Origin of the sequence: Candidatus Methanoliparum sp. LAM-1, from assembly GCF_020885915.1 — an archaeon.
Taxonomy (GTDB): domain Archaea; phylum Halobacteriota; class Methanoliparia; order Methanoliparales; family Methanoliparaceae; genus Methanoliparum; species Methanoliparum thermophilum.
In genome coordinates this window covers 801,011-812,868 of sequence record NZ_AP025251.1, presented here as the reverse complement: position 1 = coordinate 812,868, position 11,858 = coordinate 801,011, and the positions used below count along the sequence as shown (strand labels likewise).

At 36.2% G+C, this 11,858-nt stretch carries 15 protein-coding genes and 1 tRNA gene; 3 read left to right on the top strand and 13 right to left on the bottom strand.

All coding sequences use genetic code 11. From position 1 onward, the window contains the following. Positions 1-119 precede the first annotated feature (119 nt). Positions 120-204 (top strand) — tRNA-Leu (locus LPC15_RS04470). A gap of 381 nt (positions 205-585) precedes the next feature. Here LPC15_RS04470 and LPC15_RS04465 read toward each other — a convergent pair. From LPC15_RS04465 to LPC15_RS04455, 3 genes are read right to left on the bottom strand one after another with little or no spacing between them, the layout of a single operon-like run. Beyond that, entirely contained in the window at positions 586-1,071 is a 486-nt protein-coding gene (locus LPC15_RS04465; protein ID WP_420709500.1) for a 3-isopropylmalate dehydratase small subunit, read from the bottom strand. Next, positions 1,071-1,775, bottom strand: a complete 705-nt coding sequence (gene ribB / locus LPC15_RS04460; RefSeq protein ID WP_229234182.1) for a 3,4-dihydroxy-2-butanone-4-phosphate synthase — start codon at positions 1,773-1,775, stop codon at positions 1,071-1,073. The genes LPC15_RS04465 and ribB overlap by 1 nt, the downstream gene beginning before the upstream one ends. Then, positions 1,747-2,448 (bottom strand): DUF120 domain-containing protein, encoded by a 702-nt coding sequence (locus tag LPC15_RS04455; RefSeq protein ID WP_229234181.1) that lies wholly within the window; start codon positions 2,446-2,448, stop codon positions 1,747-1,749. Before LPC15_RS04455 ends, ribB begins: the two co-directional genes overlap by 29 nt. Before the next feature lie 69 nt (positions 2,449-2,517). Between LPC15_RS04455 and LPC15_RS04450 the strand changes: the two genes are divergently transcribed. Beyond that, positions 2,518-2,766: an AtpZ/AtpI family protein gene (locus LPC15_RS04450; protein WP_229234180.1), complete on the top strand. Its 249-nt coding sequence runs from the start codon at positions 2,518-2,520 to the stop codon at positions 2,764-2,766. A gap of 141 nt (positions 2,767-2,907) precedes the next feature. Then, positions 2,908-4,074, top strand: coding sequence for a glycosyltransferase (locus LPC15_RS04445; protein ID WP_229234179.1), 1,167 nt, complete (start codon positions 2,908-2,910; stop codon positions 4,072-4,074). Positions 4,075-4,104: 30 nt separating this feature from the next. Here LPC15_RS04445 and mmp10 read toward each other — a convergent pair whose 3' ends face one another. The 10 genes from mmp10 to mtrE form a co-directional block, all read right to left on the bottom strand. Further along, the gene (gene mmp10, locus LPC15_RS04440; RefSeq protein ID WP_229234178.1) at positions 4,105-5,337 is read right to left on the bottom strand and encodes a methyl coenzyme M reductase-arginine methyltransferase Mmp10; all 1,233 of its coding nucleotides are present in this window, start codon (positions 5,335-5,337) and stop codon (positions 4,105-4,107) included. Next, positions 5,337-6,815: a hypothetical protein gene (locus LPC15_RS04435; RefSeq protein WP_229234177.1), complete on the bottom strand. Its 1,479-nt coding sequence runs from the start codon at positions 6,813-6,815 to the stop codon at positions 5,337-5,339. The genes mmp10 and LPC15_RS04435 overlap by 1 nt, the downstream gene beginning before the upstream one ends. Positions 6,816-6,944: 129 nt before the next feature. Continuing rightward, entirely contained in the window at positions 6,945-7,922 is a 978-nt protein-coding gene (gene mtrH / locus LPC15_RS04430) for a tetrahydromethanopterin S-methyltransferase subunit H (protein ID WP_229234176.1), read from the bottom strand. A 7-nt stretch (positions 7,923-7,929) separates the two neighbouring features. Next, entirely contained in the window at positions 7,930-8,154 is a 225-nt protein-coding gene (gene mtrG, locus LPC15_RS04425) for a tetrahydromethanopterin S-methyltransferase subunit MtrG (protein ID WP_229234175.1), read from the bottom strand. Positions 8,155-8,157: 3 nt separating this feature from the next. Beyond that, positions 8,158-8,343: a tetrahydromethanopterin S-methyltransferase subunit F gene (gene mtrF, locus LPC15_RS04420; RefSeq protein ID WP_229234174.1), complete on the bottom strand. Its 186-nt coding sequence runs from the start codon at positions 8,341-8,343 to the stop codon at positions 8,158-8,160. 46 nt (positions 8,344-8,389) lie between these two features. Beyond that, positions 8,390-9,124 carry a tetrahydromethanopterin S-methyltransferase subunit A gene (gene mtrA, locus LPC15_RS04415; protein WP_229234173.1) on the bottom strand — a complete coding sequence of 245 codons (735 nt, stop codon included), beginning with the start codon at positions 9,122-9,124 and terminating at the stop codon, positions 8,390-8,392. Positions 9,125-9,139: 15 nt separating this feature from the next. Beyond that, on the bottom strand, positions 9,140-9,436 hold the full coding sequence (gene mtrB, locus LPC15_RS04410; protein WP_229234172.1) for a tetrahydromethanopterin S-methyltransferase subunit MtrB: 297 nt from the start codon (positions 9,434-9,436) through the stop codon (positions 9,140-9,142). A gap of 7 nt (positions 9,437-9,443) precedes the next feature. Then, entirely contained in the window at positions 9,444-10,238 is a 795-nt protein-coding gene (gene mtrC / locus LPC15_RS04405; protein WP_229234171.1) for a tetrahydromethanopterin S-methyltransferase subunit MtrC, read from the bottom strand. Position 10,239: 1 nt separating this feature from the next. Then, on the bottom strand, positions 10,240-10,935 hold the full coding sequence (gene mtrD / locus LPC15_RS04400) for a tetrahydromethanopterin S-methyltransferase subunit D (RefSeq protein ID WP_229234170.1): 696 nt from the start codon (positions 10,933-10,935) through the stop codon (positions 10,240-10,242). 3 nt (positions 10,936-10,938) lie between these two features. After that, entirely contained in the window at positions 10,939-11,853 is a 915-nt protein-coding gene (mtrE, locus tag LPC15_RS04395) for a tetrahydromethanopterin S-methyltransferase subunit E (RefSeq protein ID WP_229234169.1), read from the bottom strand. Between the last annotated feature and the right edge of the window lie 5 nt (positions 11,854-11,858).

Below are 11,858 nucleotides of genomic sequence, written 5' to 3'. Positions count from 1 at the left end.
ATTTTACTCTTATTAATATTAAAAAATTATTTAATTTAAAAACTTATGCTATATTCTAAATCTGATTGAAAATTTAGTAAATATTAAATATAACCTAGGATATATACTTTAAAAAGAATGCGGGGGTTACCGAGTCAGGTCAAAGGTGGTAGACTCAAGATCTACTCCCATAGGGGTTCGCCGGTTCGAATCCGGCCCCCCGCATAGAACAAAGAGATATATTATGCTTATAAGATATGGACTATTGTTTCTTATCTTTGCATTCGTTCCTATCCTAAATAGGTTTTGCTAATCTAAATATACAGTATTTATCCATTTTTTTAAATTGTTAATTATTATTTAGTGTAATATAACAAGAATACACATAATTTATTAATTATTAGTTCGGAATCACATCGTAAACTATATATAAAACTTAAACAAAGATCAAAATAGGGTATATAACGCGGCATCCCATCCCCTAAAATTTTTGCTGCGATACCCCTCTCTTTTTTTAATTTTTGTTCATCAACTATAATAAGAGGGTTGTTCAGAATGGATGAAGATGGAATGTATGATCTTATAATCCCGCCTGGTGTATCTAAATTACAGATTTTTTATCCTCTTTTTTGTATATTCAAGCAATCCTTCCCTCATTATATTATTCAAGAACTCAGGAATAGGTGTTATTTTAAAGCTCATCCCTTTTGTTAAATCCTTTATTATACCTTCTTTTAGATCTATTTCCACTTCATCTCCTTCATCAATCTTGTCAGCATCTCTGCATTCAATAGGCGGTAAACCTAGATTAATCGAGTTTCTGAAGAATATTCTTGCAAAAGATTTGGCAACAACGCAACTTATCCCAGCATACTTTATTGCAAGTGGTGCGTGTTCCCTGCTTGAGCCGCATCCAAAATTTTCACCTGCAACAATTATGTCTCCCTGCTTAATTTTTTCTCTAAAATCTGGTCTAACGCCGTCAAACAAGTATTTAGCCAAGTCTTCAGGATTATTTAAAGTTAAATATCTGCCTGGAATTATCGCATCGGTATCTACATCATCTCCAAAGATCCATGCTCTTCCTTTTATCATAATACACCTCTTTCTCTTCTCTTTTTATACTCATCGATAACATCCCGTCCTTCTACAAAGACTAATCCTTTATCATCAGCATATCTTTTAGCGTCATCCTTGGATAAAGCTTTACCGCTAATATCATCCAGCATCTCGCAGACAACCATTGCAGGTGTTATCTTTGCCATCTCTGCCAATGCTATCGATAATTCGGTCTGACCTCTTCGTTCATATATTAAATTATCTGATGCCCTCAACAAAGGCACATGTCCCGGGCAACGGAACTCCGATCCAAAATCAAACGATTTACCACTTAAGACGTCTTTCACCGCTCTACCTAATTCTCGTATCGTTAAAGATCGGTCTATATCTGTTATTCCGGTGAACGTATTGACATGATTTACCCACAAAGAGAATGCAGATTTTGAATCATATCTAAGATCTCCCTCTTTTTCTACTACTCTTAACAAGTTAGAATAACCATTGTTCTCCAACTTCTTTAAAAGGTCTGTTATGAAAGGAAGATCGAATTTTTTTGCTGCATCTGGATGGATGGATACACATATCAACCCCCCGCCATCCTTTCGCATCATAGCTACATCTTTTGCAGTGGTAGATATCGCAGGAATAACGATATCTGTCTCCCCTTCTCTATCATCAGAATCAAAGAGTAAGATTGGTCTACCTCTTTTAATATCTTCTATCGCGTCTTTTATCATATATTACCTCCACTATATCCCCATCTTTCAGATTTAATCTTTTTCTTAAATTAATAGAGGCTATCAATTCGAGTAAATCCTCCGGATGATGTGTTCTCTCCGGTCGAATTATAGCCCCTTCTACTAAATCACCATCCTTTTTAATCGTAGCTTTATAGCAAATTCCTCCACCAAAAGACCTTTCTTCTGATTTAAAAGGTTTTATTATTATACCATCGACTCCGTTTAATTCTTTCCTTTTTAATATCTCGTCACCATAAATCTTTAGATTTAAAGTTCCTGGATAAGGATCAAAACCAAGTATCTCTTTTATCTGCTTTTTATATCCTTCTTGCGAGAGATAATATTGCCCCTCACCCAGCCCAGTAAATACCTCTCCTTTTATAACAATTGGGTCGTTTAACGACTCGAATATATTAATATAATCTAGATACTCCTTCCTCAATATATCAAACCCTCTATTATTTATCTTAACATACTGTCCATTTTTTACTATATTTCTATCTATCAACTTGAGATCCACCAACTCTTTTAACTTTCTGGCTGCAGTCTGTATGCTTGTGTTCATCTCCTTAGCCAATTTTGCAGAAGATATCTTGAACCATCTATCACGTCCCATCAATGCAAGCCTCTTCAATGCCTCTTTATCAACCATCTCATCTATGAGATGCATCTTTTTTTTGATATTTAAAGTTTTTCATTGGCAAAGGTTAATAATTATTAATCGATAATAATAAAAATTGTGAATGATTCTTCTAAAAAATCGATGAGTAAGAAAGGATACAAAAGACCACTTTATATCCAAGTAGCTAGGTATATTGCCATCGGGACAGAGTTAGGTATGAGTATATCTATTATGACTCTTTTCGGATATATCTCATTTAAAAGATTACTAGGTGAAAATTTTGCCGCGATTGGAGTGGTTGTAGGTGTCGTACTCGGTTTTTTCTCAGGGATTTACTCGTTATATAAATTGGTTAAAGATAGATGATAGATACTATTATAATTAAATTTTATAAAAACCATTATCGTATTGGTTAACGTTTTAAAAAAGTTTATTAGTATTTTAATTGATAACTAGAAAGTATCGGTCGTTATTAAATTATTAAATAGGTTACGATAGTAAAAATAAATGTTTAAAAGGGGTGAATTCATAATCAGAAGAACGGATTTTAAAGATCTTGATATGATCTGCAATGATCATTTTCCAACCGTTTCAGTGATAGTATCTGCCTATAACGAAGAGCGAATATTACCCAGAACCATAAGATCTCTTCTTAAAGTGGATTATCCTAAAGAGAAGATAGAACTCATCTACGTATATGAAGATACATGTATAGATAGAACGGAATCAATCTTACGAGAGTTTGCAAGAATAGATGAACGAATAAAAGCTGTGAAGTATCATGGTGGCAAAGCAGTCTGTCTTAATTATGGGATAAACCTATCTAAAGGGGATGTAATCTGTATACTCGATGCAGATCATTCGTTAGATAAAAATGCCATTAAAAGAGCGGTTAGCAGATTGTATCATGATGGGATCTATGCAGTTAGAGGAAGACCAAGGGTTATCAATAAAAAGGATAGTTTAATAGCAAGAATTACAGCTATCGAGAGGGATATAATAGAGCGCCTTATCTTCTATGGAAACCATGTCTTGAATGGTTTTGCTTATTTTGGCGGAAGTTTAGGTTTTTTCAAAAGAGAACTCTTCGAAAAAGTAGGTCTATTTAACAGTGATAAGTTAACAGAGGATATAGATTTTTCGGCAAGAGTTTATGAGGCAGGATATACAATAATCATAGATCCAACCATTATAAGTTGGGAAGAGACACCGTCTACGTTTAAAGGATGGTGGAATCAGAGAAAGAGATGGTGTAGAGGTTGGGTTCAATGTGCCATCGCGCATATAATACCGATGCTGAAGAGCGATATCTCTCTGGCTAGAAAGATAGACGGAACTATGACCTGGTTATACAACTTTGTTCCTTTATTAACGATATCTTTCATCCCTTTATGTATAACTGCCCAAATATTGAATATAGAACTTATCGTACCTCCTTATTTGTGGGCATTGTTGCTATTGATACCACTGATTGCGGTAATCTTGACATTGATAGCGGACAAAAGATCGGGAGAGAGTTTTAGATGGAACGATATCATGTATGGTTTTTTAATGCCTGTTTACTTGATGCTATACGGTATAATATCTGTATCTGCAATAGTAGATGAGTTCGTCCTTAAAAAACCACATATTTTTAACCATACTGAGAAAACAGGCAGCATGCTTAGCAATTAAGTTAATGATATATCCAACAATATCTTTTTTCTAAACTCCATAAAAGTTTATCATTTCGATCAATTTTCTGAATCCTTCCATCTCTTCTTCTATTACTTCTTCTTTTGTCATTGAGATGCTTGCCTCGCCATCAGCCGTAAGTTTATCAGGTCCGCGTATTATCAATCTACCAATACCATCTCTGCACAAAACCTCTTCAATCTCTTTATCATGAACGAATGCTCGTCCTGGGAATATTACGGTCTCTTTGATCTCTTTAAGATCTATCTTTTTTATATCCTCGATAGTTATTAGACATGCTATATCTTTTTCTACAGAGATAATATTGACTTTATCCGTTATTTTCAAGAAAATTTCGTTTAATATAGGAGCAGAAACTTTTCCTGTCAAGATTGTTGCCTCTTTTTTGATTTTAGGAAGTTTTTTAAGCATTTCTTCTTCATATCTTATAGTATAAGGTGATTTTAATTGTGGATCCCATAACGGAGTTCCTGTTACCCTAAAAGAGAAGTTTTTATCTATCTCTGTAACAAGTTCCTTGAAATATTCGATAGAATGTGGTTTTATACCCTCTATAATAGGATCGTTTCTTAAAATCAATCCTTCTTCCCTATTATTGGCAAACCTCATAAGAATAAAACCCTTTACTCCCATCTCTTCGAGATCGGATGCTGTCTTATATAGATCTTCTCCATCGTTAACGCCTGGTATTATAACAGATGCCGCATATACATCTGAACTCTCACAAAACCTCTTTAAATTTTTGATAGATGCTTTTGGAGTTCTATCATTCATCCATTCTCTTCTAAGATCCAAATTTGTTGAAAACACAGTATAAGAGACCTCTAAAACATTATTTTTAAGCAAAAGATCTGCTTCTTTACCTATCTCACTATCAAATCCTTTACCGCTTGTATAATTCAACTGAATTGGCATCTCCATATCTTTTAATCTATCTGTCAATGGAATAAGAGCAGGGTAGCAACTTAAATCTCCACCAGCACTTATTCTTATTATATCTCCACCATAAACATTATAATTAAGATAAACGTTGTTCAAGACCATATCTACAGGAAAAAATCCAAAAGAGCTCTCTCTTATACTATAAGTACAGTAATCACACCCCTTTTTGTATGGTGGGCAATACTTGCAGCCCAAAGGCTCCTTTGATATATGACCTTTAAAATAACAGTATCTACAAAATCCTCTGCAATCAATGCCAGGACTTCCGCCGACATCTGCTAGAATACTATTTTTAATCATTAATATAACTCCTCGTTTTCTATTAATTTTTTAGCCGACATCTTTCTAAGAATTAATGATACAGGAATGGCATATATCAGGATAAAAAATGAGATAAGTAGGATAGTAGTCGAATTAAATGCTATACCGGCATATTCTGCTATCAAAGGCATATAAAGTACAGGAATATAACAGGGAGTAACCAGAAGTATTGAAAGTAGCATTATATACGGCATATTTGGAGGAAATGACATATCTTCAGGTGTTGGAGACGTGATATTTTGATAAACAGCAAAATTAGCGCTTATAATGCTCGTTGCAAAGATCAACGGAGTATATGGAAAAGGATTAGATCCAAAGATCAAAGAAAGAATGATAAGCACGATTATCGAATAAATCATCCCTACGATCGTTGCAGAGAAAGAAATAGAATCCACAATCTGTTCTTTTTTTATAGGAAGTGTCTTTTGTATCCAGATTGTATTTTTTTCTCTAGCAAACCTTCTCTGTACCATTGCAGAAGTCCCCATAACCATGAATAATATAGTTATAAATATTATCCCACCAAAACCCTGCCATATATCAGAGCCAGGTAACATTCTAAATAATGGCAAAAGCAAGAATATAAACAGATACAGTAATGGTGTATATATCACTCTCGTTCTAACTATCGATAGAAACTCTTTCTTAATAAGAACACCGATTGTGCTACCGATCATGGAGAATACTACGAGTGGCTTTTTTTCTCTACTGTCTTCTATCGGTTTTACTATAAAATCGTATTGAGATCTAAGAGAATAAAAGAAGATTCCGACGAATAATAGATACCACAGCACGAGAGCAAGAAAATAGATAAGTACCGCAGATAAATTAGAATTCAACGTCTCTATAGTAAGATTAGATATTATAAAATTTGGTAATATATTATAAAGAAGACTCGGACTCAAAAAATAAAAGATAGATCCAATGATTGCTATTATCGGGAGTACTATGATCAAACTCCGCCTATTCTCTATGACCATTCTTATCCCTGCAGCAACCATGTTTAGTATTCCTATAAAGAATACCAACGATAAAGCTAAAGGGATGGATAGATATAACTGTATTCCAAGGTTATGAAGAAGGATAATAATACATAAGAATATTATCGGTAGGATGAAGAGAATGATAGTCGAGATAGATGTAAACTGTATCGACATAAAATATTCTCTTGGGTTTACTGACGTCGTTAAAACGAAATCTGCGTCCTCTTTTGGTGCACGCAAACCTCTTCCTCTAAACGCATTCATTATAGGAATTATAAAAACTATTCCAAAGATTATAGGAAGATATTTTATAAAAAGGTCTATCATGCTGGATATATAGTAAGAGATAGTGATAAGAATACCACCCATAAGTATATAGAATATAATAAATCCTATTACCGTTCCTTTTGATTTAAAAATCATATGAAATGCGTTCAAAACTTTGTAACGCGTTATCGTAAATGAATTGAACATGACATCTCTTCCTCTGAAAAATTTTAAACAATAATGTAATATTAATCTTTTGAATCGATACTCTTAAAAAGATATAAAGAAAAATATAAAGATAAAAAGTAAAAAAATAAAAATATTGATAATTTTTGATTATTCTACCATCTTAAATAACGGATGTGTATCGATAGGAGTTATACCGTGTTCTGCCTGATTTGCATCAGCCATCATTATATCCACCATTCCGCATAAAGGAAATACCAGCGTGGAATTCTCTATTGGGCCATATAAGACAAAATCTTGACCAGAAATTATCGGTATGATATTAGAACCTATATCACACATTTTAAAAACGTCTGCTCCTTCTCCGATCCATACCCCTTTTTCAGGGTGTTCGGAATGTGCCTTCCTGTAATTTTTTAGCCAGACCCATGCAGAGGGAACATTATGTATTCCTAACCCTACAGGAACTCCAAATAAAGATTTTATTACATATCCTGCAGCAACAGAAGATCCTGCACCCGAGCCTATTGGCATAGACGCCGCATCTACTATTATCTTGTCCAGCCCTAGATCCTTTGATAAATCCAATAAACCTTTATCAACAAGTCCTGCTCCTGTTTTAAGCAAATCTACTTTACCATTAACCGTTGCATCCCTTGGATTAAACGCTAAAACAATAGAAGATGTAATATCCATATCTTTGAGTGCTTTTAACTCATCTTCCGTACAGGAGACGTTTAATGAGTTGTACATTGCCTTATCTGAAAGACCGACCTCATGAGTATACTTTATTCCTGCAATCTTTGCAGTTACATCCGTAGAATCTATTAAAAATGGCGTATCACTAACTTTTGTACAAAAGTTAATATATTTCTCCATCGCTTCAGGTGCTTCCGCAAATATTTGTATTATTGCAGGATTACCCGTCATATCAGACATCTCATCCTGTTTGTTGATCAATTCTTCCGCTTTTTTTTCGTCTATTACTCCTTTCACATCATCTTTTACGATCTTATGACCTGCATAAAATATCGTTCCAGCCAAGACTGTTGGTATCTCACCTGGCTGTCCTCCTATCTTAATTCCTGCAAAATCAACCACTTTTTGTTCTTTACTATATATAAACATCTATGTTTCACCCCATAAAGAAAAATATGAAGATCAATAAAGCGATCAGTAACCCATAAGGTATACCGATCAAAAATCCTATCCTATCACCCAATCTTTGAGCCAACTCTCCTGCCGTGAACTCTATCTTTTCATCTATCTCATCGAGTTTTGCCAGCAACTCCTTGTATTCTGGCGGTGTTAACGTAATAGGTGCACCTAACGATGTTTTTTCTTCGATCTCTTTATCCATTTTCTACCCCATCAATAATCTTATTCCAAACAAGATAAATCCTGTAAATAACCCTATTGAAAGACCTTTTATAAATCCAACCCATAATCCAGCGGCCAACCGATTATCTTTACCGATTAAGGTGATCATTCTTTTTTGATCCTCTACTTTAGCCTCTATCAAAACCGTTTCAGGCGTTTGTTCTTCCATATTTTTACCTCTTTTTAATATAATAATTTTAACTATGAGATTACTGTTACCGTAAAAGTATAAGCGGCAGCGATATAATAATAGCGAGAATAATTCCGGTCAATATACCTAAGATTGCATTGTTGGATAATCCGCTTGTTAGTTTTTGATCCCTGACTATCAGCTGAGATTTATATTGTATCGATTCTATCGCCTTGTTTAAAGTATCCATTACTGGTTTTGTTGGCATTGCTAATGGAAGTTCAGCCTCTTCTTTCTCTTCCGTTTCTGCTCCTAATTTGATAATAATCGGATCTTCTGGAAACGCACCAGGATCTCTTTCCATAAGTTCTTTTATCTTTGCACCGATCTTCGACAAATCCTCGGTTCCAATCATATCTATTACTTCTACCTGTTCTCTGAATCGCTCTACTGCTTCTATTGGAGCATTCTCTATAAATGGTATCGCACCTTTAGCATTTATTATCTTTTTTGAATTAGGATCTACACCATATTCTGCCAATGCCAGCATTGAATTACCTGTCAAATGCCCAGGAACTTCAGTCCCTGCTAAGATAAGGAACCGTATATTTGGGTTAGATATCGTGTTTGCTATAATCTTTTCCAATCCTATATTCTCGGTCTTAGTAGGACCGACCATAGAAGCACCAAATCCAAGCACCTTTTTATCATCAAAGTATGTTCCTAACGACGAGACTACGACAGGATTTTTTGGATCACCTATTGCATACTCTCCGCTTACCGGTGGCCATTCAGGTGGTACATCTTTTTTCTCAACCATATTTTAACACTCCTCTTATTCGATAGACAATAGTACAAGAGCTATCATACCCAACCCGATCGTCAGCCCTACCATCATCATCGTTAAAAATCCTGCCCTGCTCAATGCTCCTTCTCGATTAGGTTGAGAATTGAGCATACCTGTGGTAGGATCCAGACAACCGATAAGGTCATCTGCTATAATATCCAGCTCTTTTATCTTCTCCTCTATCGGAGAAATATCCAGTATGTAAACGTCGGGTAATGCCATTCCTACTTTTAGTGTCTTAGGATCTAAGACCACTCTATGTTTTTCAGATATAACTATCGACATATTCTAATCACTCCAACGTCTTGATCAATCCAGTACCAACGACCTTGTATGCCTGTTTCATAGATAATTTTACAAAAACGACATAACTTATCACCCATATAATCCCAGATAATGCTATCAATATGGCACCATCTATTAGATCGTTAAATATCAATTCGATACCAAGAAGCAACGATAAAAGAGATCCTAACTCTATACTGAGAACAAGAGTTCTATTTCTCTTTTCATCAGGACCGAGACAAGCATTATACGGATGAAGCATACCGATAGCAGACATTATGAATATAACAGCAATCCATCCCGTATTTATAACAGAGTTTAACACCATATCAAGGTGCCAGGTTCCTGCTAAGATAGAAGAGGCAAGAATTATAGAGAGCGTACCCGCTATCGTCAACTGAATCATACCGCTGACCATGACAGGAATCTTCATCTTTAATACATTAACTGCAACTAGACCATATACACATCCTCCGATTGCTGCCAGAATAATGCTTATTATAACACCCAAATAAGCACCTTCTTCAAAAAGGAGAGGTGCTGCCATCCCTGCAAGAGCAGCCGTGATACCTATACCCAAAGCAAGCATACCTATCGAGGGCACACCTGTACCCAACCCGTAATGGGCTATCGTTCTAACTGCGTCTGCACCACATACTATTGCTAGTATCAATCCAATCGCCTTTACCACGGCTGGTAACGATGTGAATATCGCGATTATCGTAGATAAAACGATAGATATAATCATCAAGTTCCGCTGACTAAACCAATCAATCTTCTTCTTATCAATGTCTACTTCCATCTTAAATTCCTCCTATTGGTAAAGCATAAGCTACTATGTAGATGAACGATGCACAGATTAGAGATGCTACAAAACATGCCAGCAATGCTCTCGGCAAAAGCTTAAACTTCGGATCGTGAAATCCTTCTATCGTACCTCCTATGTTATAAGCCGATAAAACAGCGTTTGCTAGGAATATACCCAACGCAGCGATACCAGATAATGCTATATTAAAACCAGCATAGAATACTAATGAATAAAAGATTAAAGCACCTCCAAAACCGCCTAGAAATGCTCCAATTTCGCCAGATAAAAAAGATACATCTGGAGTGCCATGTCCATCCGTCTGAGGCGTCTTGTAAGATAGAAAATCACGACCAGTAATCGGATCTTTCGTTACTCTTCCAGATACAGGCACGATCCCCGTCCCTTGTGTATATATCAAAGTACCACTTAGCATAGTAAACGCTAGCATCAGCATAGAGCCTACAGCACCTGATAAAGAGACTAACCAGATATTAGAGGTTACCATTGCCACAGTAGATGCAGTGAAAAGACCTGTCATAGCCGCACCCGTTGATAACATGTTTACTCCTGTAGCAACCCCCGTAGCGGTACCCATAGCTGCTGGAGCACCGCCTACAGGCATCAAGTGTACACCTATACTGGTTAATATTCCTCCTACTATTATACATATAAAGATCAAGATCGGATCCATATTTTATTCCCCCACAAACGTTCCATATCTTTTCCTAACATATCCTACAAGAGCATAGTTTATGAAGAAGAGAGCGACCGCTATCACAATACCGATACCGATAGATATTGCTATCGCCATCTCAGGACTACCGCCTAACGAAAAACCTAAGAGACTCCTCCAGTTCTCGAAGAGCAGTATCAAACCGAACGCCAAACCAGTTATCGGACCGCCGTACTTGGCACAGAAGTAGACAACATCGTTCTGGTTTCTTACTCCGCATTCTGAATACCTGGTTATCCTACCATGATAAACAACACGTTTTCCTTCACCGAAAGGTCTATCCTGGAACTCTCTCTCCGTTCCATAGTGCACATCTCCTACCGAAGAACCTATGGACCCTATAGTTATACCCCAAATCAATCCTAATAAAGGCATTGGAAACGCACTCTGTAGTACGCCAGGCATAATATAAGCTTGTATATAACATATCGTTGTTATACCTATCACAGCGATAAAACCGTGCGTTGCTATAGGTAACAGTTGTCTGATTAATACATCCAAATACATAGGTTGTTCAAACCTTCTCTGAGATGCGGTTCTACCCATATAAGCGGTAGATGCAAGCAACATATGAACAATAGCCGCTATTCCTGCACCCAACGGTATCGCTAGTATGGGTGAGTAACCTTGTCCTAAAAAGACCACTGCAATACCCGCTGAGACTGCACAATATAATCCGTATGCGGGTGGTTCACCAGATATAGCCTTGTTAAAAAACCTGTTTATGTATCCTACCTGTGCTGCCAGTTGTACCTGCGAATTAGGATTACTCTGCGATCCAACGTCTGACTCCAAATCTTCAAAAGTTCCTGCAATTAGCGCGATAAATGCTATAAGCAATATCCACGCTATTATTGCTATAGTAATTGTTATCATCAAGA